16 protein-coding genes are annotated in these 25,069 nt (G+C 63.4%); 12 read left to right on the plus strand and 4 right to left on the minus strand.

What is annotated here, in order from left to right:
* The first annotated feature begins 33 nt into the window (after positions 1-33).
* Together KEC45_RS05095 and KEC45_RS05100 are read left to right on the plus strand one after the other, a co-directional pair.
* Positions 34-2,484, plus strand: coding sequence for a TonB-dependent receptor (locus KEC45_RS05095; protein ID WP_252171596.1), 2,451 nt, complete (start codon positions 34-36; stop codon positions 2,482-2,484).
* Positions 2,485-2,498: 14 nt separating this feature from the next.
* Complete coding sequence (locus tag KEC45_RS05100; protein ID WP_238586683.1) at positions 2,499-3,398, plus strand: oxygenase MpaB family protein; 900 nt, start codon at positions 2,499-2,501, stop codon at positions 3,396-3,398.
* On the opposite strand, the gene KEC45_RS05105 is transcribed toward KEC45_RS05100, so the two are convergent.
* Positions 3,395-5,098: an amidohydrolase family protein gene (locus KEC45_RS05105; protein ID WP_083435832.1), complete on the minus strand. Its 1,704-nt coding sequence runs from the start codon at positions 5,096-5,098 to the stop codon at positions 3,395-3,397. The two genes, KEC45_RS05100 and KEC45_RS05105, sit on opposite strands and share 4 nt — an antisense overlap.
* A gap of 22 nt (positions 5,099-5,120) precedes the next feature.
* A complete protein-coding gene (locus KEC45_RS05110; protein WP_062184122.1) occupies positions 5,121-5,744 on the minus strand; it encodes a helix-turn-helix domain-containing protein in 624 nt (207 codons plus the stop codon).
* Between the two features lie 142 nt (positions 5,745-5,886).
* Between KEC45_RS05110 and KEC45_RS05115 the strand changes: the two genes are divergently transcribed.
* The 8 genes from KEC45_RS05115 to KEC45_RS05150 all read left to right on the plus strand — a co-directional run bounded on the left by KEC45_RS05115 (position 5,887) and on the right by KEC45_RS05150 (position 17,235).
* Entirely contained in the window at positions 5,887-7,866 is a 1,980-nt protein-coding gene (locus KEC45_RS05115; protein WP_062184119.1) for a serine hydrolase, read from the plus strand.
* Entirely contained in the window at positions 7,866-8,870 is a 1,005-nt protein-coding gene (locus KEC45_RS05120) for a dipeptide epimerase (RefSeq protein ID WP_062182262.1), read from the plus strand. Before KEC45_RS05115 ends, KEC45_RS05120 begins: the two co-directional genes overlap by 1 nt.
* Positions 8,871-8,952: 82 nt before the next feature.
* Complete coding sequence (locus KEC45_RS05125; protein ID WP_252171597.1) at positions 8,953-10,095, plus strand: dipeptidase; 1,143 nt, start codon at positions 8,953-8,955, stop codon at positions 10,093-10,095.
* A gap of 4 nt (positions 10,096-10,099) precedes the next feature.
* Complete coding sequence (locus KEC45_RS05130; RefSeq protein ID WP_252171598.1) at positions 10,100-12,280, plus strand: TonB-dependent receptor; 2,181 nt, start codon at positions 10,100-10,102, stop codon at positions 12,278-12,280.
* 23 nt (positions 12,281-12,303) lie between these two features.
* The gene (locus tag KEC45_RS05135) at positions 12,304-13,344 is read left to right on the plus strand and encodes a DUF1611 domain-containing protein (protein WP_062184114.1); all 1,041 of its coding nucleotides are present in this window, start codon (positions 12,304-12,306) and stop codon (positions 13,342-13,344) included.
* Positions 13,341-14,480, plus strand: a complete 1,140-nt coding sequence (locus KEC45_RS05140; RefSeq protein ID WP_062182253.1) for a hypothetical protein — start codon at positions 13,341-13,343, stop codon at positions 14,478-14,480. Before KEC45_RS05135 ends, KEC45_RS05140 begins: the two co-directional genes overlap by 4 nt.
* Complete coding sequence (locus tag KEC45_RS05145; protein ID WP_062182250.1) at positions 14,477-16,048, plus strand: serine hydrolase; 1,572 nt, start codon at positions 14,477-14,479, stop codon at positions 16,046-16,048. Before KEC45_RS05140 ends, KEC45_RS05145 begins: the two co-directional genes overlap by 4 nt.
* Positions 16,045-17,235 (plus strand): dipeptidase, encoded by a 1,191-nt coding sequence (locus KEC45_RS05150; protein ID WP_062182247.1) that lies wholly within the window; start codon positions 16,045-16,047, stop codon positions 17,233-17,235. Before KEC45_RS05145 ends, KEC45_RS05150 begins: the two co-directional genes overlap by 4 nt.
* Here KEC45_RS05150 and KEC45_RS05155 read toward each other — a convergent pair.
* A complete protein-coding gene (locus KEC45_RS05155) occupies positions 17,232-18,569 on the minus strand; it encodes a sigma-54 dependent transcriptional regulator (RefSeq protein ID WP_062182245.1) in 1,338 nt (445 codons plus the stop codon). The genes KEC45_RS05150 and KEC45_RS05155 overlap by 4 nt on opposite strands.
* A complete protein-coding gene (locus KEC45_RS05160; RefSeq protein WP_062184116.1) occupies positions 18,566-20,362 on the minus strand; it encodes an ATP-binding protein in 1,797 nt (598 codons plus the stop codon). Before KEC45_RS05160 ends, KEC45_RS05155 begins: the two co-directional genes overlap by 4 nt.
* 237 nt (positions 20,363-20,599) lie before the next feature.
* Here KEC45_RS05160 and KEC45_RS05165 point away from each other — a divergent pair, with 237 nt between their 5' ends.
* Positions 20,600-21,928 carry a dicarboxylate/amino acid:cation symporter gene (locus KEC45_RS05165; RefSeq protein ID WP_062184111.1) on the plus strand — a complete coding sequence of 443 codons (1,329 nt, stop codon included), beginning with the start codon at positions 20,600-20,602 and terminating at the stop codon, positions 21,926-21,928.
* A 48-nt stretch (positions 21,929-21,976) separates the two neighbouring features.
* A complete protein-coding gene (locus tag KEC45_RS05170; RefSeq protein ID WP_152682386.1) occupies positions 21,977-25,069 on the plus strand; it encodes a TonB-dependent receptor in 3,093 nt (1,030 codons plus the stop codon).

The following is a 25,069-nucleotide window of genomic DNA, read 5'->3' on the forward strand; positions in this document are numbered from 1 at the left end:
CCCGGCGGCAAGCCGTTTGAGGGAGGATGAGTGATGAAGGCAATGCGTATTTTCCTGGCCGCAGGTTCGGCGATGGGCTTCGTGCTGGCGGTGCCCGCGTTCGCCGCCGAGGAAGCGCCTGCCGATACGGTTGCCGCCGAAGGCGACATCATCGTCACCGCACAGCGCCGCGCCGAATCGATGAATGACGTCGGCATGGCGATCCAGGCCGTCGACGGCAAAACGCTGGAGAATCTGCGCGTCACCGACATGCGCGACCTGACGACGGTGGCGCCGAGCTTCACCGTTTCGCAAAGCTATCAGGGCGTGCCGACCTATACGTTGCGCGGGATCGGCTTCAACACGATCAACCTGTCGGCGACATCGACCGTCGGGACATATGTCGACGAAGTCGCCTACGCCTATCCGATCATGAACACCGGCCCGGTGATGGATCTCGAACGCGTCGAGGTGCTCAAAGGCCCGCAAGGAACGCTCTATGGCCGCAACACGACCGCGGGCCTGATCAACTTCATCACCGCCAAGCCAACCGACAGTTTCGAAGGCAGCATCAAGGCCGACCTCGGTAATTACCAGACCTATAATGTCGACGGCTTCGTCTCGGGCCCGCTCGGTGAAGGCATATCGGCGCGCATCGCGTTCCGCAGCGAGAATAGCGACAAGGGCTGGCAGGTCAGCAACAGCCGCGGCGAACGGCTCGGCGAGGTCGAGAAATATGGCGTCCGCGGCGCGCTCGCGATCGATCCCGCGCCCGGCGCGCATTTCGATTTGTCGGTTACTTATTGGCGCAACAAGTCGGACACCGTCGCGGGGCAGGGGATCGGCTTTACCCCCGCGACTAACCCGACGACGGGCACGAGCAACTCGCGCTTTTTCAATGCGCCGGGGCTCGCCACATATCTGGCGAATAATTTCCCGACGAAGGCGAGCCAGGCCGACTGGGCGCCAGAAGCGGGGCGCTCGGCCGATATCGGGACCGGGCTCGGCCTCGATGGCCCGCTCGCCGAAAACAACCGCTTCTGGGGTCTGAAGCTGCGCTGGGATCAAGATCTTGGCGACACGATGAAGCTGGTTTCGCTCACCAGTTACAATGACTTCAAGCGCAACGCTTTGTCGGATTGGAGCGGCGCCCCGTTCGAGATATTGCTTCAGAACACCGTCGGACGGATCAAGAGCTTCGCGCAGGAATTGCATGTCGAAGGCGAGACGGGCGCCGTGAACTGGCTCGTCGGGGGCTATTATGCGAACGACCGCATCCTCGATTCAAACCGCACCTTGCTTGGTCAAAATGCCAATGTCGGACTGATCCGCGCTGCGGGGGCACCGCTGCTCGCCAGCCCGCTGTTCAACTCGGCCGGATACACGCCGCTGCAACTCAGTCAGGCCTTCCGCACCTATGAGGATATCGGCCGGATCCGCACCACGACATGGAGCCTCTTTGCCAATGCCGATGCCGAATTGACCGAACAGCTGAAGCTGACCGTCGGCGTGCGCTATACCGAGGACAAGCAGCGCTACAATGGCTGCTCGCGCGACTTCAACGGCAATATGCTGCCGAACGTCAATGTCGTGAACCGCGCGCTCTATCTGCAAACTTATGGCGTGCTCGCGCCGCAGATCGCGCAGGGACAGTGCAACACCTTCGATCCCGCGACGGGAACCTTTGGCGAGGTGCGGTCGCTGCTCAAGGAAAATAATGTCGCTTGGCGTGTCGCGCTCGACTGGTCGCCGAACGACGACACCTTGCTCTACGCATCGGTCTCGCGCGGGTATAAATCGGGCACCACGCCGATTAACGCCGCGAACCTCGCGCGCCAGAATGCGCCGGTGAAGCAGGAAAAGCTGACCGCCTATGAAGTGGGCGTGAAGGCGACGCTCGCCGATCGCCTGGTGCAGGCCAATCTCTCGGCCTTTTATTATGATTATGGCGACAAACAGATCAGCACCTATTTCGCCGATCCGATCTACACCGCGCTCTCGCGGCTCGACAATGTTCCCGATTCCAAGGCTTATGGCGTCGAGGGCGAATTGACGATCCGTCCGGCGACCGGGCTGACGCTCGCCGCCAATGCGCTGTATCTCAAGACGCGGATCAATGATTACAACGGCACCAATGCGGCGGGCCAGCCCGAGAATTTCGACGGCGCCGAGTTTATTTACAGCCCGAAGTTCCAGGGCAGTCTGACGCTCGCTTATGATACGCCGGTGAGCGATACGCTGAATCTCACCGGAGCCGTCAGCGCGCGTTATCAGAGCAAGTCGAACACCATCTTCGAGGATATCGATCTCTACAAGGTCGATGCGTATGGCACCGTCAATGCCAGCCTTGGCCTAAAAGACGAAAGCGGCTGGTCCGTGTCGCTGTGGGCGAAAAATCTGTTCGACAAATATTATTGGTCGGCGGTCGCCAGCAACGCCAATGTCGTCGTGCGTTTCGCCAATCAGCCGCGAACCTATGGCCTGACGCTGGGTTATGATTTCTGAAGGAGGCGATAAGCGTGGTGCGTCCGCCGATGCAGGATGAATATCTGGGGACGGCGATTGATTTCGCCGCCCCCATCGGCGAGCCCGCGTTGCTCGCCCCCGATAGCGTCCAGTGGCGCGTCTATAAAAACCCGATTGCGCTCGGCATCGGGGGGATCGCGGCGGTGCTGCTCGAATTTGCCGAGCCGCGCATCCGGTCGGGGGTTTGGGATCATTCGACGTACAAGGTCGACCCGATCGGCCGCTCGCGGCGGACCGGGCTCGTCGCGATGCTCGCCTGCTACGGTCCCGCAAGCAACGCCAAGGCGGTGATTGGGCAGGTCAACCGCCTGCACGGCAAGGTGAAGGGCGAAACGCCCGCGGGCGACAAATATCGTGCGCTCGACCCCGTGCTGCTCGACTGGGTTGCGGCGACCGCCTCTTATGGTTTTCTGATGGCCTATGATCGCTTCGTCCATCGGATCAGCGATGCCGACAAGGACCGCTTCATGCGCGATGGCGATGCGATCGGGCGCGAGTTTGGCACACGGCATACGCCGCCTACCGTGGGCGCGTTCATGGCGATGATGGACGATCTGGAACCGCGCTTCGAACCGCATCCGATCATCTTCGAATTTCTCGATATCATCCAGTCGGGCCGCGCTGCGCCGGGCGTTCCGCGCTTCCTGCATCGCGCGATTGCGCGCGCGTCGGTTTCGCTGTTGCCCGGCCATATAAGGGCGCGGCTCGACCTGGGGTCGAAGTTCGATCTAACGCGGTTCGACCGCTATGCGCTGCGGCTTGCCGGACGGCTGGCCGACCGCCATGTCGATCGCAAAGCGCCGCATTGCAAAGCAAGCGTGCGGATGGGCCTGCCGCATGACTTTCTGTTCAAATCAGCCGCCGAGCAAAAGCGCCTGTTGGCGGCGGTCTAGGAGCAGCGGTTCCAGCCCGCACCGCGCACCGCACGGCCCGGCGTCGCGCCGCTATGCTCGCCATCTTTCAGAACCGCGACGCCATTGACGAACACATCGCGCATCCCGACCGAATATTGGTGCGGCTTCTCGAAGGTCGAACGGTCGCCGATCGTCGCGGGGTCAAAGACGACGACATCGGCGTAGTAGCCGGGCTTGAGCGCGCCGCGATCCTTGATGCCGAGATTGGTCGCGGGAAGCGTGGTGAGCCGGTAGACTGCCTGTTCGAGCGAAATCAGCTTCTCGTCACGAACATAGCGACCGAGCAAGCGCGAGAAATTGCCGTAGGTGCGCGGGTGCGCGCCCGATTTCAGGAATACGCCCTCGGTCGACTGCGACGCGGCGTCCGATCCAAAGCTCATCCAGGGAAGCTGGATCTGCTTGCGGACATTATCCTCGGACATCAGGAAATAGACGGTGCCGACGCGCGAGCCATCCTCGACGACGAGGTCCATGGCGACTTCCTCGGCCGGCTTTCCGCGCATTGCCGCGACTTCGGCAAGCGTCTTGCCGGTCAGCGGCTTGAGCGCGTCGCTCTTGAAGCCCGACAGGATCATCTTGTCGGCGCCCGCACCGAAATAGAGATTTTCCCAGTCGCTGCCCGGCTGCTTCATCTCGGCGGCAACGCGCGCGCGGATGGCGGGGTCCTTGAGCCGCTTGATCCATTCTTCCAGCCCGCCCGCCTGCACCCAGGTTGGCATCGCGGCGTCGAGCCCAGTCGCGCCCGCAGTATAGGTGTACATGTCGGTCGTGATCTTCAGCCCTTGGGCGCGCGCGTCCTCGATCTTCTTCACGATCGTGTCGAGCTTGCCCCAATTGCTGCGTCCGGCCATTTTGAGGTGATAGATTTCGGCGGGAGCGCCCGATCGGCGCGATATTTCGATCAACTCGTCGACGGCCTCCTCGATCCGGTCGCCTTCCGAACGCATATGGCTGATATACATGCCGCCGCATTTCGCGGCTTCGCTCGTCAGCGCGACAAGCTCGTCGGTTTCGGCGTAGGAGCCTGGGGCATAGATGATCGAGCTGCCGACCCCCATCGCGCCTTCGTTCATCGCCTGCTTCACGAGCGCACGCATTCGCGCCAGTTGGTCGGGATTAGGGTCGACATCGCCTTCGCCCAGTTCGTGGACGCGCACCGTCGCGGCGCCGATGAAGCTCGCGACATTGGTCGAAACGCCGCGCTTTTCGAGGTAGGTCAGATATTCGCCGAGCGTCGTCCACTCGATCGGAAATTTGATGTCGCCCTGCCGCTCGGTCTCTTGGCGTTTCATCGTCGCGTTCACCGGACCCATCGACCAGCCTTCGCCCATGACCTCCAGCGTCACGCCCTGGCGGATGTCGCTCTGGCTCTTCGGGTCCGCAATCAGCGACTCGGTCGCCCAGCTCAGCATGTTGATGAAGCCCGGCGCGACCGCCATGCCCTTTGCCGCGACTTCGGTCTTTGCCGTTCCATCGACTTTGCCGACCGCGACGATACGGTCGTTCTTGATCGCGACATCGCCGACGACCGGCGCCTTGCCCGATCCGTCGTAAATCGTTCCGCCGCGGATAATCAGATCATACGCGGGCGCCGCGGTTTTCGCGGCGACCGATGCAGAGAGCAGCATCGAACTGCACAGCAGCATCAGGGAAGGGGCGAACGACCGACGCAATGCCATCTGTTTCTCCGCGAATGTGGTTTCAGCCGTGCAGGCTCATCAAGCTGTCCATCAGCCCGTCGTCGGCGCTCGAACAGACGCCGAGCACCAACGCCTCCTCAAATCCCTCTGCGACGACATAGGCGTGGCCCATCGACGAATCGATGTAGATGCCCTGGCCGACCTCCAGCGTGACGGGGTCGTAGAATTCGCTGTGCACCTCGATCCGGCCTTCGAGGACGTAGATGAACTCTTCGCCCTGATGATGGACGAGTTCGCCGAATTCGCGCGCGCTGTGGGCGCGGATGCGCGTGATGATCGGGATCATCCGCTTTTGTCGCAAATCGGTGCAGAGATAATGATAATCGTAATTGTCGGTCGTCACGCGCGCCGCGCGCTCGATCGTCCCGATGCTTCGGCGCCCCGTCACGCGCGGCGTCATGTCCTCTTCGTCCTCGGCGAACAGGTCGGACATGCGGAGGTTCAGCCGCTGGCTTAGCTGCTGCAATTTGTCATAGCTCAACGTCAGCCGGTCATGTTCGACCTTCGACAGCGTCGATACCGGGATCCCCGATTTCGCGCTCATTTCCTTGAGCGTCCAGCCGTTCCGGCCCCTTATACCCTTCATCACCGCGCCTAGCGTCGGCGGGGTTGCCCCATCCGCCATCAATTTTTCCATTCCATATTTGACAATTTTCTAATCAGGATCATTATGTCCGTATCGGGCCAATAGATGTTGGTCCCTTGGTAAGGGGTCGCGCGGCTTGCTGCAAGATGTGACAGGCCGCGAAAATGAAAAGGGGAAAGCGATGCGTTTCATCCGAAAGGCGATGATCGGGCTGGCGGCTTTTGCCGCGCTGCCGCTGGCGGCGCAGGGGCCTGTGCCTGCACCGGCCGTAAAGAAAGTCGAAGCCGCGGCCGTTCCGGCCGCAAAGACCGCTACTGCGCCCGTCGCGCTGGACGCGAAAGACCTTGAGGCCTGGCTTGACGGCTATCTTCCTTATGCGCTCGAACGCGGGCGCATTCCGGGTGCGGTCGTCGTCGTCGTACGCGGCAATCAGGTCGTGCTGGAAAAGGGCTATGGTTTCTCCGACGTCGCCAAACGCGCGCCGGTCCTGCCCGAGACTACGCTGTTCCGCCCCGGATCGGTCTCGAAGCTTTTTACCTGGACTGCGGTGATGCAGCAGGTCGAGGCGGGCAAGATCGACCTCGACAAGGACGTCAACGCCTATCTCGATTTCAAGATTCCGGCCTATCAGGGCAAGCCGATCACGATGCGCAACATCATGACGCATACTGCGGGCTTTCAGGAATCGGTGCGCTATCTGATCAGCAGCGATCCCAAGGCGGTGATGACGCTGAAGAAGCAGATGCCGCTGGCCCTGCCCGATCGCGTCTTCGCGCCGGGAACGACGCCGGCTTATTCAAACTATGCCACCGCACTCGCGGGTTATATCGTCGAGCGTGTCAGCGGCGAGCCCTTTGACGACTATATCGAAAAGCATATCTTTAATCCGCTGGGTATGGCGCATTCGTCGTTCCGCCAGCCGCTCCCCGCCAATCTCGCGCCGCATATGTCGAAGGGTTATCCCGACATCACGCAAAAGGCGCAGCCGTTCGAACTGGTCATTCCCGCTCCCGCAGGCAGCCTGTCGGCCAGCGGTGCGGACATGGGCAAGTTCATGATCGCGCATCTCAATGACGGCGCCGGGCTGCTCAAGCCCGAGACCGCGAAGCAGATGCACGATTTCAAGGCGCCCGGGGTCGGCCCGCTCAACAGCATGGCGCTCGGTTTCTACGAACAGTGGGTCAATGGTCACCGCGCGATCGCGCATGGCGGCGACACCGTCTGGTTCCATAGTTATCTGTGGCTGTTCCCGGACGCCGACATCGGCGTCTTCATCTCGATGAACAGCGCGGGCAAACAGGGCGACGCGGGCGCCGTGCGCAGCGCATTGTTCCACAAATTCGCCGACCGCTATCTGCCCGGTACCGAAAAGCCTGGCCAGGTCGATGCCAAGACGGCGACCGAACATGCACAGATGATGGTCGGAAACTACATCAGCAGCCGCGGATCGTTCACCAACTTCATGAGCCTGTTCGGCCTGCTCGGGCAGACGACGATCTCGTTGACCGAAGATGGCAAGATCACGCTCCCGGCGCTCGACGGGCTTGGCGCCGGTGCGCGCGATTGGGTCGAGGTCGAGCCGTTCGTCTGGCGCGACACCGGAACGAACGAGCGCCTCGCTGCCGAGGTCAAGGACGGCCGTGTCGTGCGCTGGAGCGTCGATGGCGGTTCGCCCTTCATGGTCTTCGAACCCGCTCCGGCAAGCGTCAATGCGGCGCTGCTCAATCCGGCGCTGATCTTTGCCTTCGCGATCATCCTTCTCACGGCCTTTGCCTGGCCGGTGCGTGCGCTGGTGCGGCGTAATTTCAAGGCCGAGTTCGCGGTGCAGGGCAAGGCATTGCGCGCCTATCGCCTGTCGCGCGTCTTCGCCTGGCTGGCAATCGCGGCGCTCGCCGGCTGGTTCGGGCTGATCGCGGCCTTCTCGGCCGATATCGGCAGCATCGGTGGCCCGCTCGACTGGCTGATCCAGTTGCTGCGCGTCATCACGCCGCTTGCCGCCTTTGGCCTGCTGATCACGGCCGGTTGGCATCTGTGGCTCAGCATCAAGGACAAGCGCTGCTGGACGATGAAGCTGGGTGCGGTGTTGCTGATCCTCGCCGCCCTGGTGCTCGTTTGGGTGACTTTGGTCTTCCACCTCTACGGCTTCGGGATGGTCTATTGATGGCGACGCAGAGCATAAGGGAATTAACGCTCGACCTTCGGGTCGAGCGTTTTCCCTATCACCAGCCCTTCCGCATTTCGGGGCATGTCTTCACCGAAACCGCGCTGCTGGTCGCCGAACTTTCGGACGGCACGCATGTCGGGCGCGGTGAGGGGGCGGGGGTTTATTATCTCGGCGATGATATCGAGCATATGCTGGCCGAGGCGACACGCGTCCGCGATGCGATCGAGCGCGGCGCGACGCGCGACGACCTGCAACATATTCTTCCGCCGGGCGGCGCGCGTAATGCGCTCGATTGCGCATTCTGGGATCTCGAGGCCAAGCAGTCGGGGCGCCCTGTCTGGGAGCTTGCCGGGCTGAGCCCGCCGAGAGCGCTGCGTTCGACGCTGACTCTCGGTGCCGATCGCGCGGAGACGATGGCTAAGGCCGCGCTTGCGATCGATCCGGAGGCACCGGTCAAGGTCAAGCTTACCGGCGACCTGGCCGACGATATCGCGCGTGTCGTCGCGATCCGCACCGCGCGGCCACACGCGTGGATCGGGGTCGATGCCAATCAGGGCTATGATATCGAAACGCTCGCCGAATTGCTCCCAGTACTCGTCTCGATGCGCGTCGCACAGCTTGAACAGCCGCTGAAACGCGGGCGCGAGGCCGATCTTGACGGCCTCAAGCGCCCGCTGCCGTTCGTCGCCGACGAAAGCGCGCTGTCGCTCGCCGACACAACCTCGCTTGTCGGGCGGTTCGATGTCGTGAACATCAAGCTCGATAAATGCGGGGGATTGACCGAAGGCCTGGCGATCGCACGGCAGGCGAAGAAGCTGGGCCTCGACGTCATGGTCGGCAATATGATGGGCACCAGCCTGTCGATGGCGCCATCCTATCTGGTGGGCCAGCTTTGCGACATCGTCGATCTCGACGGGCCGACCTTCCTAGCGCGCGATCGCGATCCGGGTGTCAGCTATCGCGATGGAATGATCCATTGCCCCGCCGAAATTTGGGGATGATGACAAATTTATGTCCTAAACCGGTTGACAATTTTCTGATTGGGACAATAGTCGAAACTGAAACTAATAAAGGGAGGATGGGATGACGGCGTCATTCCCGATGACGCGCCGTGCCGCACTGGCGGGCGCGATCGGTACCGCATTGTCCGCGCCGATGATCGCCAGGGGCAGCTATGCCTTTGCTGCGGCTCCGGGAAAAAGCTATTCGCGCCGCGCCGTCGATCTGGTCGCTTCGTCCCTCGTCATCGACATGCTCGCGCCGCTCAAGATCACATTGGACGAGAATTATGTCGCGCACCGGCTGACTGACGCCGAAGCGGCCGAGTTCCGTGCGAGCGGCATCACCGGCTTTCACAACGCCTACGGCCTTGGCGGTCCGGACGCGAAGGCGCAGGCGATGGAGTTCCTCGCGGGCTGGCAGGGCTTTGCCGGGCGCAATAGCCATGTCTTCACTCTCGTCGACACCGTCGCCGACCTCGATCGCGCCAAGGCCGACAAGAAATGCGCAGTCATCATGGGCATCCAGAATGCTGAACATTTCGAGCGGATCGCCGACGTCGCGCTGTTCCGCCGCCTGGGCCTGCGCTGCGCGCAGCTTACCTATAACAGCCAGAACCGCATCGGATCGGGTAGCACCGAACGCGTCGATGGCGGCGTCAGCGACTATGGCGCGGCGATCATCGCCGAAATGGAAAAACAACGCATGCTCGTCGACGTCTCGCACTGCGGCGACAAGACGACGCTTGATGCGATCGAAATAGCGAAGGGGCCGATCGCGATCACCCACAGCAACGCCCGCGCGCTGGTCGATCATCCGCGCGTCAAGACCGACGCCGCGATCAAGGCTCTCGCGGCGAAGGGTGGAGTGATGGGGATCACCGGGGTGCGGATGTTCGTGCGCACGACCGACCCGACCAATGTCGGGCATATGGCCGACCATATCGACCATGTCGCGAAGCTTGTCGGTATCGACCATGTCGGCATCGGATCCGACGCCGACCTGCACGGCTATGACGATATGAAGCCCGACGAATATGCCGCGCTCAAGGGTAGCTACAAGGGCAGCTATGCCTTTCGCGACAAGATCGACATCGACGGTTTCGACCATCCGCTCAAAACTTTCGACCTGACCGAAGAGCTAATCCGCCGCGGTTATTCCAACGAAAACATCCGGGCCGTGCTCGGTGGCAATTTCCGCCGCCTGCTGGCCCAAGTCTGGGGATAAGACGATGAAACAGGGACTTTTTATCGCAGGAAGCATGGTCGCATTGATGGCGGCGATGCCGGCACAGGCGCAGGAAGCAGCGGCCGTCGAGGCAGAGGGCGAGGTCATCGTCGTCACTGCGCAAAAACGTGTCGAAGCGCTCCAGGACGTTCCGATCTCGATCACCGTCGTCAATGGCGAGGCGCTGCGCGAGCAGGGCGCCGGTTCGCTGGTCGATTATGCCGGTTATGTTCCCGGGATGACGGTGATCAGTTCGCAGCCGGGCACATCGATCATTTCGCTGCGCGGTATCGCGCCGGTCGGATCGGCTCAGGCAGTCGGCATCTATCTTGATGATGCACCGGTAGGATCGAGCAGCCTTTATGCCCGCAGCGCGACCTATTCGCTCGATTTGATGCCGTACGATATCGCGGGGCTGGAAATTCTTCGCGGACCGCAGGGGACGCTGTACGGTGCAAGCTCGATCGGTGGATTGCTGAAGTATCGCACGGTCGCGCCGAGCACGACGGATTTCAGCGTGAAGGCCGGCGGTGAACTCTTCACGATCGACGAGGCCGGCAATCCGGGCTGGGCCGCACAGGTGATGGTCAATGCCCCGATCATTCAGGACAAGCTTGGCATCACCGGCAGCTTCTCGTGGCGCAAAACGCCCGGCTATGTCAGTTCGGTCAACAATCCCGCGCTGAACGACGCGAACGACGTCGAACAGCGAGGCGGCCGAGTGAGCCTGCTCTGGAATGTGACAGAGGATTTCACGGTGCGCCTGGGCGGCATCTGGCAGACGATCGACGCGAATGCGACCAACGCCGTCATCTCGACCGCCGCGGGGGTCCCGCTCGGCGATGGCTGGTCCTACAATTCATTCCTGCCCGAACCCTTCCGCAAGAGCATCGATTATTATTCGGCGGTGCTCGATTATGATCTTGGCTTCGCGACGCTGACATCGGTCAGCACGTATAGCGAGACGAGCACGGTCAGCGTGCAGGATGCGTCGTTGGTCTTCGGGATCGCTTTCCCGGCGCTGACCGGCGGGGCCGTGCCCGCGGGCCTCGCGCCATTCAGCGTCGCGCTCGACCTGGAGAAGTTCACGCAGGAAATCCGTCTGGCCTCGCCCAGCAACGATCGCTTCGAATGGCTGATCGGTGCCTTCTATACGAAGGAAGAGAGCGAGAACCATCAGTTGGTTCGCACATTCGACTTCTCCGGCGCGCCGAACGCGCTTGACCCCGGCGCCGTCGTTTCCCTGCCGTCGACCTTCAAGGAAATGGCGGTATTCGCCAATGCGACCGCCTATTTCGGCGACATGTTCGCCTTGTCCGGGGGCGTCCGTTACGCGAAGAACAAGCAAAACTTCCAGCAGATCAGCAGCGGGCCGTTCATCGGCGTTGCGAATTTCACCGGGAAGTCGGACGAGGATGTGTTCATCTATAGCGTCAGCCCGCAGTTCCACATCAGCAAGGACGCGATGCTCTATGCCCGCGTCGCCAACGGTTATCGTCCCGGCGGTCCGAACGTTGTGTTCCCCGGCGTCCCGCCGCAGGTGAAGGCCGATACGCTGGTCAATTACGAAGTCGGTTTCAAGGGCAATCTGGGCCGCGCGTTGTCGGTCGAACTGGCCGGTTTCTATATGGATTGGACCGACATCCAGGTCGTTCAGCCTTTTGGCGGTGTGACGGGGCAGGCGAATGGTCCGTCCGCTGTCAGCAAGGGCGTCGAAGGCACGATGACCTGGCGCCCGGCGCCGGGGCTGTCACTGGTTGCCAGCGCGTCTTATGCCGATGCCAAGCTGACGGCGGACGCCCCCGAAATCTCCGGCGTCGATGGCGCGCGTCTGCCCAGCGTTCCCAAATTTACCGGATCGGTGCAGGCCGATTACAGCTTTGCGATCGGCGGCGACGCGACGGGCAAGGTCGGTGTGGGCGTACGGCATTCGTCGAAGCTGGCGTCATTGCCATCCAGCAGCCCGGATAATTTGTGGTCGGACGCCTATACGGCGCTCGACGCCAACGCGGCCGTCACTTTCGACGATCATTGGACCGTCCGCGTCTACGCCCGCAACCTGACCAATGAACGGGCGTCGACGCAGCGATCCTATACCCTCGACGCGTTCGGCACGCAGGCTTATCAGACGAACATTCCGCTGCAACCGCGGACGATCGGCGTCGCGCTCGACATGGCCTTTTGAGCGGCGGATTGGAGTTGGACAAGATGAACGTGCCTATCGGCAGGCTGGAGGGCAGCCTGACCCTGCCGCAGCCCTATCTGCTGTTCCTCGGCGACACAACGAATGCGGCCTATGCCAAGACCGCCTTTGGCCTTGCCGACTGGGCGGGCGATCGCTGCACGGGCGAATGGGCGATCGACGGCTGTACCGTTTCGACCGGCCTGCCGCGCCTGTCGCCCGCCGAAGCGCGGGCAGCGGGCGCTCGCTCGCTGGTGATCGGTGTCGCCAATCAGGGCGGCATCATCGGCGCGGCGTGGGTCGCGGTGCTCGTCGAGGCGATGGAGGTGGGGCTCGACATCGTCAGCGGGCTCCACACCAAGCTGACGAGCGTTCCCGCGCTTGTCGAGGCGGCTGCGCGCACAGGGCAGCGCCTTATCGACATCCGTACTCCGCCGCCCGCGATCCCGGTAGGAACGGGGCGCAAACGCACTGGTAAGCGGTTGCTCACCGTCGGAACCGATTGCGCGCTCGGCAAGAAATATACCGCGCTTGCATTGCACCGGGCCTTCGTCGCGCGCGGCGTCGATGCCGATTTTCGCGCGACCGGCCAGACGGGCATAATGATCGCGGGCGGCGGTATGCCGATGGACGCGGTGGTTTCGGATTTCGAGGCAGGGGCGGCCGAGATGCTCAGCCCCGATGCGCCGGACACGCACTGGGATGTGATCGAGGGGCAGGGGTCGATCTTCAACCCCGCCTATGCGCCCGTGTCGCTCGGCCTGCTTCACGGCAGCCAGCCCGACGTGTTCGTCGTCTGTCACGACCCGACGCGTAGCGTGATCCTGGGCATGGAAAGCTTTGCCCTGCCTTCGGTGGAGGAGGTAATCGACATGACGATCCGCCTTGGCAGCCGAACCAATCCCGCGATCCGTTGCGGCGGCGTCAGCTTTAATACGTCAAGCTATGACGCCGACGCGGCCGAAGCGCTGATGGCGGACGAACGGCAGCGGCTGGGACTTCCCGTCGCCGATCCGATCCGCGGTGGCGCGGCGTTCGATGCGCTCGTCGAAAGCATTCTCGCGTGAGTGTGGGCGAGACGGGCAGCGGGTCGAGCTGGTTTCAGCGCTACCTGCTGCCCGGTTTTGCGCTGAAGGCCGTCATCATCGGCGGCGGCTATGCGACGGGGCGCGAACTGGCCGAATATTTCGTGCCGTCGGGGCCGTGGGGCGGGCTGTCCGCGATGCTGCTCGCGACTTTGATCTGGAGTGTCGTCGCCGCGCTGACCTTTGCGTTGGCGCTCAGGCTTGGCGCCTATGATTATCGCAGCTTTTTCAAAGGACTGCTCGGACCTGCCTGGGTCGCGTTCGAGGTCGCCTACATCATCTTCGTCGTCCTGATTCTCGCGGTGTTCGGCGCCGCGGCGGGGGCGATCGGTGCGGCGACCTTCGGCTGGCCCGAACTCATGGGCGTGGTGTTGCTTGCGGTGTCGATCGTCGCGGTCACCGCCTGGGGCACCGGAGCGGTCGAGCAGATGTTCAAATATGTCTCGATCCTGCTCTACGCGGTCTATGGACTGTTCCTGGTCCTCGCGCTCGCGAGTTTCGGCGGGCTGATCGGTCAGGGGTTCGCGAACGCGCCGCCGCCTTCGGGCAATTGGATGGCGGGCGGGCTGACCTATGCCAGCTATAATATCGTCGGCGCGGTGGTGATCCTGCCCGTGCTGCGGCATCTGAGGCATCAGCGCGATGCCGTCGTCGCCGGGTTGATCGCGGGGCCGCTGTCGATGCTGCCGGCGATCCTCTTCTTCGTCGCGATGATGGCCTTTTATCCCGCGATCGGCGACGAGACCCTGCCGTCGGACTTCCTGCTCCGCCAGATGACGGTGCCGGGGTTCCATGTGCTGTTTCAGGTGATGATCTTTGCCGCCCTGCTCGAAAGCGGCGCGGGATCGGTCCATGCGATCAACGAGCGCATTTCGGGCGCGATCGAGAGCCGCGGGCGGCCGCCGCTCTCGACCGGAGCGCGCGCAATCATTGGCGCGGTGATCCTGACCGGCTGCATGTTCGTCGCGGGCGAGATCGGCCTCGTCGACCTGATCGCGAGCGGATACCGCTTCCTCGCCTGGCTTTTCCTCGGCGTGTTCGTCCTGCCGCTCATCACCATCGGAACCTGGCGCCTGCTGCGCCCGTCTACCGCTCCCCATATGGAGGCTTTGCCATGAAACGCCTGCTTGCCCTGTCGCTGATGTTGTCGGTCGCCGCGCCCGCATGGGCCGAACCGCCCGCCGATATCGGCGAAAGCGTCGAGGCGCTGCGCAAGAAAGTCGGCGCGGCGGGCGTGTCGATCGCGATCGTCGAGGATGGCAAGACGACGCTGTCGCGCGGCTGGGGTGTCCGCAAGATCGGCGAACGTGCGCCGGTCGATGGACAGACGATCTTTCAGACCGGATCGACCGGCAAGGCGATGACCGCCGCGGCGCTCGCGATCCTCGTCGATGAAGGCAAGATCGCGTGGGACGATCCCGTCATCAAGCATATGCCGTGGTTCCGCATGTATGACGCGTGGGTCACGCGCGAGATCACGATCCGCGACCTGCTCGTCCACCGCAGTGGGCTGGGGCTCGGGCAGGGCGACCTGATGTTCGTGCCGCGCACGCACCTTACGCGCAAGCAGACCGCCGAACGCGTCGCGTTTCTGAAACCCCAGACGAGTTTTCGCTCGGCCTATGCCTATGACAATATCCTCTATGCCGTCGCCGGCCAGTTGATCGAGGAAGTCACAGGGCAGACCTGGGAAGACTTCATCCGCGCGCGCGTCCTGCGTGCGGGGGGCATGAAGAATGCGACGAGCGACAGCGAAGACCGTTTCCGCATTCCCAATCGGTCGTGGCCGCATGCGCGGCTGTCGGGCCCCCTGCGCGGCCTCGGCCCGCAGGCGGCGCTCAACGAGCGCGACGAACTTGGCCGCAACGGTGCGCCTGCGGGCGGCCTTGCCCTCAGCGCCGACGACATGGCGGCGTGGCTCAAGATCCAGCTTGCGCACGGCGCGCTGCCGGACGGAAAACGCCTGTTCAGCGAGAAGCAGGCGGCTGAAATGTGGGCGCCCGTCACCCCGATGCCGATTTCGCCGCTTCCCGATCAGCTCAAGCCCGCGCAACCGACGCAGCAGGCCTATGCGCTCGGCTGGCAGGTGCAGGATTATCGCGGCCACCGCATCATTCAGCATGGCGGCGGGGTCTTCGGTTCGATCACGCGCGTCGTGATGATCCCGGACAAGAATGTCGGCTTCGCAATCATGATGAACAGCGAGGACAGCGGCATGCTGCTCGGCCTCACCTACGACCTGCTCGACCATTATCTCGATCAGCCCGACTATGGCTGGATCGCGAAATGGGAGGATTGGTATCAGTCGCGGCTCGCAGGCGGCGTCGAGTATCTGAAGCAGGCAAAGGCGTCGCCGGCGCAGAGCGGTCCCTCGCTTGAGTTGGCGCGCTATGCGGGCCGCTACCGCGATCCCTGGTATGGTGACATCGTGATCGGGCAGGCATCGACCGGCCTGACGATCGATTTCACCTCGACCCCGCGGATGGCGGGGCGGCTCAAGCATTGGCAGTATGACAGCTTCGTCACCGATTTCGACGATCCGGCGATCGAGCCCGCCTATGTAACCTTCGCGCTCGATGCCGAGGGCAAGATCACCGGCGTGACGCTGAAGGCGGTAAGCAAGATCGCCGACTTCAGCTGGGACTATCACGATCTCGACCTGAAGCCTGTGGAGGACAAGAAGTGAAGCGTTTCGCCATCCTGCTGACCGCGACCGCGCTCACCGCCTGTTCGCCGGGCGGAGACAAGCCCAAAGCGGCCGAAGCGCCGCTGCACAGCCGGATGCTCGTGCTCGACACGCATCTTGACACGCCGCTTCATTTCGAGCGCGCGGGCTGGAGTTTTGCCGACCGCCACGCGCTTGCCGACGACATGGCGCAACTCGACATTCCGCGGATGAAGGACGGCAATCTCGATGGTGGCTTCTTTGCCATCTATACCGATCAGGGGCCGCTGACGCCGAAGGGCTATGCGGATGCACTGGCGTTCGCGCGCAAGCGGTCAGACCTGATCGACAAGACGATCGCCGCTAATTCGGCCGTGATCGCGCCCGCTTTGACCGCGGACGACGCGCTGCGGCTGAACAAGGAAGGCAAGCTGATCGCCTTCAAGTCGATGGAGAACAGCTATCCGCTCGGCGAAGACCTGTCGCTGCTGCAGGAGTTCTACAACAAGGGACTCCGTCTTGCCGGTCCCGTGCATTCGAAGGACAATCAGTTCGCCGATAGCGCAACGGGCGAGGGGCGCTGGAAGGGGCTGAGCCCGCTCGGCAAGCAATGGGTCGTCGAGATGAACCGCCTTGGCATCGTCATTGATGCGAGCCATTCGTCGGACGCCGCATTCGATCAGATATTGGCGTTGTCGAAATATCCGATCCTGCTGTCGCACTCCAGCCTGCGCTCGGCTTTCGACCATCCGCGCAACCTCGACGAGGGGCGCTTGAAAGCCCTCGCCGCGAAGGGCGGGGCGATGTGCATCTCGACGATCTTCATGTCGCCGATGAACATGTCGCCCGCGCGCGCCGAATTGTTCGGAAAATATGAGCATATCGGCCAGATTACGCCCGCCGAGCAAGCCGATCTCAATCGCAAGTGGCGCGAACTCGATAAGACCGAGAAGCTGTGGGCAGCCGATTTCGACGCCTATATGAAGATGGTGCTGCGCGCGATCGAGGTCGGCGGCGTCGACCATATCTGCTTCGGTGCGGACTGGGACGGCGGCGGCGGTCTGCCGGGCATCGAGGATATTTCAGCGTTGCCCAAGGTCACCGAACGGCTGAAGGCCGCGGGTTATTCGGATGCCGACATCGAAAAGATGTGGAGCGGAAATATCCTGCGCGTGCTCGCGGCGCAGGGGAAACCGGCGGCGCGTTAGGCGCGGAAGCTCTTGGGGTCGATCCCCAGCTTCTGCATCTTGTCGTAGAGCGTCTTTCGCGGAAGACCCAGCCGCGCCATCGTCTCGGCGATATTGCCGCGCGTCTGCGCCATCGTGTCGTGAATGATCGTCGCCTCGAACCGGCGCACGCGCTCGGCAAGCGGTGCGTCGGCCGGCATTGCCGACAGGCCGGGGTCCGACGGCAGATCGAGCACGACGCTATAGGCGAAATTCTTGAGCTCGCGGACATTGCCGGGCCAGTCGTGCTCGACGAGGTGACGGCGGATGCCGTCGTCGATCTGGAACCCGGTCATGCCCATCTTCGCCGCGGCTTCGTCGAGGAAGAAGGCGAAGGTTTGCGGAATATCCGAGCGGCGTTCGCGCAACGGCGGAATGCGCAGTTTGACGACGTGCAGCCGATAATAGAGATCCTCGCGGAAATCGCCGCCGCGCACCGCATCCATAAGGTCGGTCTTGGTCGCCGCGACGACGCGCAGATCGACGGGCTCGGGCGCGCTGGCGCCGATCGGCTGCACCTCGCGCTCCTCGATTACGCGCAGCAATTTTGCCTGCACCGCCGGGTGCATCGTATCGATCTCATCGAGGAACAGCGTGCCGCGGTGCGCGCTCCGGATTCGTCCCGCCTGACCGAGCTTGCCGCTGCTCCGGTCGATCAGGTCGCTGCCGAACAGCTCGGCCTCGGCCAGTTCCTGCGGCAAGGCGGCGCAATTCACCGCGACCAGGGATGCCCCGCTCCGCCGGCTCTGGCGATGGAGCATGTGCGCGACGAGTTCCTTGCCCGTCCCCGTCTCCCCCTCGACGAGCACGTCGATATCGGCCTGCGCGAGCTGTGCGATCGTCTCGCGCAGCCGCATCATCGCCGGGCTCTCGCCGATCAACGGACTGTCGATTGCTGCCGCCGCCGCGGTCAGTCGCCGGTTGTCGAGGATCAGCGCGCGGTGCGCCAACGCCCGCCGCGCGACGCCAACGAGATGATCGGCGGCAAAGGGCTTGGCAAGGAAATCGAACGCGCCGTCGTGCAGCGCGCGCACCGCCATCGCGACATCAGCGTGGCCGGTGATCAGGATGACGGGGATGTCGGGATCGATCGCATGGATCGCAGCGCGCAGTTCGAGCCCGTCCATCCCCGGCATGCGGATGTCGGTGACGACAATACCGGGAAAGCCAGCCCCGATACGCGGTAAGACGCTCTGCGCGTCGGGAAAGGCCTCGACGGCAAGCCCCGCCAGATCGAGCGTCTGAACATTCGCTTCGCGCAGCGCCGCATCGTCGTCGACGAAGAAGATCGCCTGCTCGTCGGTAAAAAAGCTCATGCCGGCCTCAGCGTCAGGCGGAAACCCGCGCCACCCAGCGGGGAGGGAATCAAGGTCAGCGTGCCGCCGAATTCGGCCATGATATCGCTCGCGATCGCAAGCCCGAGCCCGAGCCCGTCGGGCCGTCCGGTGACGAAGGGTGTGAAGAGCTGCGGCAACAGTTCGGCCGGAACGCCGGGGCCATTATCGCAGACATCGATATGGACAGGATCGCTGCCATGCGCATGGAGCGCGACGCGCGCATTCTTCACGCCTTGCACCGCATCGACCGCATTCTGCAGAAGGTTGACGAGCACCTGTTCGAGCCGGACGCGGTCGGCGTGCACCGTCGCGGCTGGATTTTCAATTCCGACATCGAGCGCGATGCCTTGCGCGCGCAGCCGGTCGCCGATCAGGAGCAGCGTGCCGTCGACCGCCGATTGTACTGCGACGGGGCCCAGCGGTGTCGGCTTGCGGCGCGCAAAATTTCGCAGCTCGTTGGTGATGGCGCCGACGCGCGCCGTCAGTTCGACGATGGTGTCGAGGTTGCCGCGCGCCTTGTCGGGCTGCGCGCGCTCCAGATAGCGGAGGCTGTTTTCGGCGAAGGTCCGGATCGCCGCGATGGGCTGGTTGATCTCGTGCGCCACGCCCGCCGTGATCTGTCCGATCGATCCCAGGCGGCTGGCCTGCGCCAGTTCCTCGCGCGCGGCGCGATAGCGGCGGTCAGTTTCGGTCTGCCGTTCGGACGCTAGACGCAGTTCATCGTTCGCGTTCCGCAAGTCGCGCGTGCGTGCCGCCACCTCGCGTTCGAGCGCCTCGTGCGCCGCCTGACGCAGCGTCTGCCGTTCGACGACACGCAACAGCGTGATGATCGCAGCTCCGACAAGGATCAGCAGTACCAGGAAGGCAACGCGCGCGGTTGCATTGGCGCTGGCTCGAGCTGGCTCGGCGGGCTGGAGGAGGCGGAGGGTGCCGCCGGGAAAGGATACGCGCTCGTCGGCCTCGCGGAACAGGTCCGCGCCGATGCGGATACCGTCCCCGGCGCGGCTGACCGGCAACGGGTCGAGCCGCGCCTCGCCATAGCTGCGCGTCGCCCGAAGTCTTTGCTGTGTCTCGGCTGAAATGGGAGCGAAGGAACGGAAGCGCCAGCGCGGCTCACTGCTCATCACGACGATCCCGGCAGCGTCTGTGACGAGCGTCGCCGCGGCGGAATCGGCCCAGCGGGTTTCGAGCTTGTCGAACTCGACCTTGAGCACGATGACGCCGAGTTGGCGACCGCCGACATCGACACGGCGCGCGAGGTAGAGGCCCGGGCGTCCGCTGACTGTGCCCAATGCGAACAACTCCGCGTCGCCGCGTCTCATCGCGCCCTGGAAATAGGGGCGAAAGCGATAATTTTCGCCCACAAAACTCGTTGGGGAGCGCCAGTTGCTTGCCGCGATCGTCATCCCGCTGGCGTCGATGACGTAGATCACCGTGGCGTCGGTGCGCGCCGCGAGTTGTTCGAGTTCGCGGTCGAGCCGACGCGAGGCAGCGTCGCTCTTGTCGGCGAGCGCGGCGCGGACGTCGGGGAATTCGGTGAGCACGCGCGGCAGCAGGCGGAATTTCTGCAGTTCGCTTTCGAGCAGGCTTGCGTGCGCGCGTGCATTCTGTCGCGCCTCGACCTCGGCCTGCGCGGCAGCGCGACCTGCGGCCCATTGCGCCAGGCCGAACCCCGCGACGAGCAGGATCGCCAGCCCCACCGCAACCGCGACGAACAGGCGTTCGCGGCTGGTGTTGGGGCCGATCAGAGGCGAATCGCTTTGCGAGAGCATGTGCGGATTATTGCACAAATGCATGGGATCGTATGCGGTATTTTGCACGATTTGGATGATGTGGGGCAGGCCCGTTCCACAATATTATAATTAAAACAACAGTTTGAATGAGTTTTCTATGTCGTTTGACGATGATTCCATCGCGCCCCTATTTTTAGCCAAAGGCCGGGAAACACCCCGGGCTGCGTCGAGCCGGACGCAAAAGATGGGGAGAGGCTGGTGGCAGCCACGATCGACATGAATGCGACGCACCTGCCGGCGAAGACCGGTCCGTGGTGGTCGCATCTCTATGTGCAGGTGCTTGCGGCGATTGCCGGCGGCATCCTGCTTGGCCATTTCTGGCCCGAAGTCGGCGTCAAGCTGCAGCCGCTCGGCAAGGGTTTCATCGACCTCGTCAAGATGATCATCGCACCGGTGATCTTCCTTACCGTATCGACCGGCATCGCTTCGGTCGGCAGCGGCAAGACGCTCGGGCGCCTGACGGCCAAGACCTTCGCCTATTTCCTCTTCTTCTCGACGCTCGCGCTGATCATCGGGCTGATCGTCGCCAATGTGGTGCAACCGGGCGCAGGGATGAATATCGATCCCCGCACGCTCGATCCGAACGCGGTCGCCAAGATCGCTGAATATGATGCCAAGGCGCATGACACGTCGCTCGTCGGCTTCCTGCTCGCGATCATCCCGACGACTTTCGTTTCGGCGCTGACTTCGGGCTCGATCCTGCAGGCGCTGTTCGCGGCGATCCTGTTCGGCATCGCGCTGTCGCACACCGGCGCCGCGGGGGCGCAGGTGCTTGGCATGCTCGAAAAGCTTTCGAGCGTCTTCTTCTATCTCGTTGGAATGTTGATGCGTTTTGCGCCGATCGGCGCGTTCGGCGCAATGGCTTTCACGATCGGCGAATATGGCGTCGAATCGCTCGTCAATCTCGGCGCGTTGATCGCGACCTTTTACCTGACCTCGATCCTGTTCGTGGTGGTCGTCCTCGGCGGCATGGCGCGGCTCTGCGGCTTCTCGATCTTCCGCCTGATCGCATATCTCAAGGCAGAGCTTCTGCTCGTGCTGGGCACCTCGTCGTCCGAAGCCGCGCTGCCCAGTCTGATGGACAAGCTCGAAAAGGCGGGCTGTGCCAAGCCCGTGGTCGGCATGGTCGTGCCGACCGGCTACAGCTTCAACCTCGACGGCACGAACATCTATATGACGCTCGCGGCGCTATTCGTTGCGCAGGCGACGGGCGTCGACCTCAGCCTTGGCGATCAGGTCGCGCTGCTGCTCGTGGCGATGGTGAGCTCGAAGGGGGCGGCGGGCGTCACCGGCGCAGGCTTCATCACGCTCGCAGCGACGTTGACCGCGGTTCCGACCGTACCCGTCGCGGGGCTCGCACTGATCCTTGGCATCGACCGTTTCATGAGCGAGTGCCGCGCGCTCACCAACTTCATCGGCAATGCGCTCGCCGCGATCGTCGTCGCGATGTGGGAAAACGCGCTCGACCGCGATGCGCTGAACCGCGCGCTCAGCGGAGAGCCCGCGCCGCTCGCGGCGGCACCGGTAGAGACCGACAGCGATTGAGGCCGGCAAGGCCCGGAAATTTAAACAATAAAATTGGGGAGAGTGAAAATGAGGCGCACAGTTGGAACAATGCTTCTGGCGAGCACGGCGATCTGCCTTCTCGCGGGCGCACCCGCGCAGGCCCAGACGGCCGAAGCCGAAGCGACTACCGAAGCGGCCGACGCGAACGAGCCGCAGCCCGATGGGGAAACCGCCGGCGATATCGTCGTCGTCGGCACCCGCATCGAAGGCGCGCGCGTTACCGAGGCGCTTCCCGTGGTCGTTGTCAATCAGGACAAGCTCGACGCGATCGGCGCAGTCAGCGGTGACGAGTTGATCCGCAACATCCCGCAGATGGGCGACGTCAGCTTCAACCCCGGCAACAATGCCCAGACCAGCAACGCCGCGCGCGGCGACGTCGGCTCGGTCAACCTCCGCTCGCTCGGAGTCGGCAACACGCTGGTGTTGCTGAACGGTCGCCGTATCGTCACCCACCCGGCGAGCCAGGGGTTGTCGGACACGGGCACCGTGCCGGTCCTGAGCTATAACTCGAACGCGATCCCGACGACGGGGCTCCAGCGGCTCGAAGTCCTGCTCGACGGCGCCGCCGCGCTCTATGGCTCCGATGCCGTCGCGGGCGTCGTCAACACGGTGCTCAAGGACAATTACGACGGCCTTCGGATGCAGGCGCAGTATGGCGGTGCCGAGGGAACGCATCTGCGTGAGTTCCAGGGCAATATCCTCGCCGGCAAGAGCTTCGATCGCGGCAATGTCACGCTGTCGTTCGAATATACCGATCGGTCGGCGCTGCGTGCGGAAGACCAGGATTTCACCGCTTCGGCGAACCTCCGCCCGCTGTTCGCCGACTATCCGGACTTCGCGGATTCAACGACGCCCGACGCGCGCGCGACGCGCGGCGCCTGGCCCGCGCTTCAGGTCCCGGTAACAGGTGGCCGGCCGCGCCGCGGCGCGACGAACCTCACCACGGCGGCGGGCGCGTTCACCGTTCGCCCGACGCGTCTCGGCGGATGCACGCAGGCGCTGACCGCCGATCTCTGCCTTGTGAACACCGCGCTCGCGACGAACAATGCGTTCCGTGACCTGCGTTTCGACACAGCGGTCGGCACGACCGTGATGCCGAGCGTCAAGCGCTACAATGCCTTCATCAACGGCCACTACGACCTGACCGACGATCTGACTTTGTTCGGCGAGTTCGGATATTATCGTTCCAACACGACGCGTATTCAGCCGCCGGTGATCAACCTCAACCAGATATGGATCCCGGCCTCGAACTATTACAATCCGTTCGGCGCGACGACGATCAATGGTCAGCCCAACCCCAATCGCATCCCGGGACTCGTCAACGTGCCCGCAGCAGGCCTGCCGGTGCTGCTCACCACCTATCGCTTCGTCGATACCGGGCCGCAGGCGGTGAAGGTGAGCGGCGAGCAACTGCGCGGTCTGATCGGGGTTCGCGGCGAGGTTGCGGGTTTCAAATGGGACAGCGCCTTCGTTTATTCCGAGGCTTCCGCAGTCGACAGCAGCCTCGCGGTACGCAGCTCGGCGCTTCAGCAGAGCCTCGCGCTTGCGACGCCAGATGCCTATAATCCGTTCAACGGCGGCTGCATCGACAGCCTGAGTTCGGGCGATTGTACCCCCAGCTCGCAGGCCGCTATCGACGCGATCACGTTCCAGTTGCGGCGCCGGTCGAAGACGACGCTGACGATGGGCGATTTCCGCGCCTCGCGCGCCGATCTCCTGACACTGCCCGGCGGCGACGTCGGCGTTGCCTTCGGCCTCGAAGTGCGGCGTGAAACGCAGCGCGACGATCGCGATTCCGCGGTCGACGGATCGAGCCCCTTCATCGACGCCGTGACGGGCGCGGTGACGATCAGCGATGCCGCAGCGGTCAGCGACAATCCGGATACGTACGGCAAGCGTACCGTCGCCGCCGGCTATGCCGAACTCGCCGTCCCGCTGGTTTCGGAAGAGATGAACATCCCGCTCGTCCGGCGCTTCGATGTGCAACTTGCCGGTCGTTTTGAACATTATAGCGACTTCGGCAGCGTCGTGCGGCCGAAAGTCGCTGCGGCATGGGACGTCGTCGACGGTATCCGCTTTCGCGGTTCCTTTTCGCAGGGTTTCCGCGCGCCGAACCTCGAACAGGTCAATGCGGTCGAATATGCGCGCCTTGCGACCAGCCAGGATTTCCTGCGCTGCGAGGTTGACCTGCGCGCCGGCCGGATCGCCAACTTCAACGCGTGCGGAAACAATGTCGGCTATTCGCGCCGCGTCTCGGGCAACCCCGACTTGAAGCCCGAAAAGAGCACCAACTATAATCTCGGCGCGGTGTTCGAGCCGACGTTCATTCCGGCCGATCTCGGCCGTATGACCTTCACCGTCGACTATTGGTCGATCAAACAGAAGGGCATCGTCGGCATTCTCGGCAACGATACCGCCGTGGCGCTCGACTATCTGCTCCGCCTCCAGGGATCGTCGAACCCGAACGTCATTCGCGATGCCGCCAATGCCGACGATCTCGCGGCGTTCGCGGGTACGGGCATCACGCCGGTCGGCCGCATCACGACGGTGCGCGACCAGTTCATCAACCTGCAGCCGCAAACCGTCCGCGGGCTCGATTTCGCATTCTATTGGCAATCGCCCAAGACCGACATCGGCAAGTTCGATTTCTCCGTCAACGCGACACGGCTGCTCAAATTCTCGCGCGCGCCTGGCGATGCGGTCGACATGCTCGTTGCGGCCCGCGCGGCCGGCGACATCAACGCCGCGACTCCCTTGCCCGAGACCCAGAATCTGATCGAGGCGAATGGCCGCCCGAAATGGCGCGGGACGGCGTCGCTGACATGGTCGCTCGGCCAGTTCCAGATCGGGGCCTTCGCGCGTTATACCGGCGCGGTCGACGAAACCGCGTTCGTGGATAGCGAGGGCAACCCGTGGCGCGTCAAGTCGCAGGTTACCGGCAATCTTTATGCGCAGGTGCGTATCAAGGACGCAGGCGGTCTGGGCGGCGACATGCGCTGGCGTGTCGGCGTGCGCAATATCACGAACGAGAAGCCGCCGCTGTCGTCCGAGGGCTATCTGGGGTCGCTCTACAACCCCTACGGCCGCTACTGGTACACCTCGGTCACCACGGAGTTCTGA

The sequence above is a fragment of the Sphingopyxis sp. USTB-05 genome, from assembly GCF_023822045.1.
Classification (GTDB): Bacteria; Pseudomonadota; Alphaproteobacteria; order Sphingomonadales; family Sphingomonadaceae; genus Sphingopyxis.

What these genes read in the sequence shown, in the direction of transcription:
- KEC45_RS05095 (WP_252171596.1), top strand. Translation starts at nt 34, where the DNA reads ATGAAGGCAATGCGTATTTTCCTGGCCGCAGGTTCGGCGATGGGCTTC.
- KEC45_RS05105 (WP_083435832.1), bottom strand. Translation starts at nt 5,098, where the DNA reads ATGGCATTGCGTCGGTCGTTCGCCCCTTCCCTGATGCTGCTGTGCAGT.
- KEC45_RS05110 (WP_062184122.1), bottom strand. Translation starts at nt 5,744, where the DNA reads ATGGCGGATGGGGCAACCCCGCCGACGCTAGGCGCGGTGATGAAGGGT.
- KEC45_RS05115 (WP_062184119.1), top strand. Translation starts at nt 5,887, where the DNA reads ATGCGTTTCATCCGAAAGGCGATGATCGGGCTGGCGGCTTTTGCCGCG.
- KEC45_RS05120 (WP_062182262.1), top strand. Translation starts at nt 7,866, where the DNA reads ATGGCGACGCAGAGCATAAGGGAATTAACGCTCGACCTTCGGGTCGAG.
- KEC45_RS05125 (WP_252171597.1), top strand. Translation starts at nt 8,953, where the DNA reads ATGACGGCGTCATTCCCGATGACGCGCCGTGCCGCACTGGCGGGCGCG.
- KEC45_RS05130 (WP_252171598.1), top strand. Translation starts at nt 10,100, where the DNA reads ATGAAACAGGGACTTTTTATCGCAGGAAGCATGGTCGCATTGATGGCG.
- KEC45_RS05135 (WP_062184114.1), top strand. Translation starts at nt 12,304, where the DNA reads ATGAACGTGCCTATCGGCAGGCTGGAGGGCAGCCTGACCCTGCCGCAG.
- KEC45_RS05145 (WP_062182250.1), top strand. Translation starts at nt 14,477, where the DNA reads ATGAAACGCCTGCTTGCCCTGTCGCTGATGTTGTCGGTCGCCGCGCCC.
- KEC45_RS05155 (WP_062182245.1), bottom strand. Translation starts at nt 18,569, where the DNA reads ATGAGCTTTTTTACCGACGAGCAGGCGATCTTCTTCGTCGACGACGAT.
- KEC45_RS05160 (WP_062184116.1), bottom strand. Translation starts at nt 20,362, where the DNA reads ATGCTCTCGCAAAGCGATTCGCCTCTGATCGGCCCCAACACCAGCCGC.
- KEC45_RS05165 (WP_062184111.1), top strand. Translation starts at nt 20,600, where the DNA reads ATGAATGCGACGCACCTGCCGGCGAAGACCGGTCCGTGGTGGTCGCAT.
- KEC45_RS05170 (WP_152682386.1), top strand. Translation starts at nt 21,977, where the DNA reads ATGAGGCGCACAGTTGGAACAATGCTTCTGGCGAGCACGGCGATCTGC.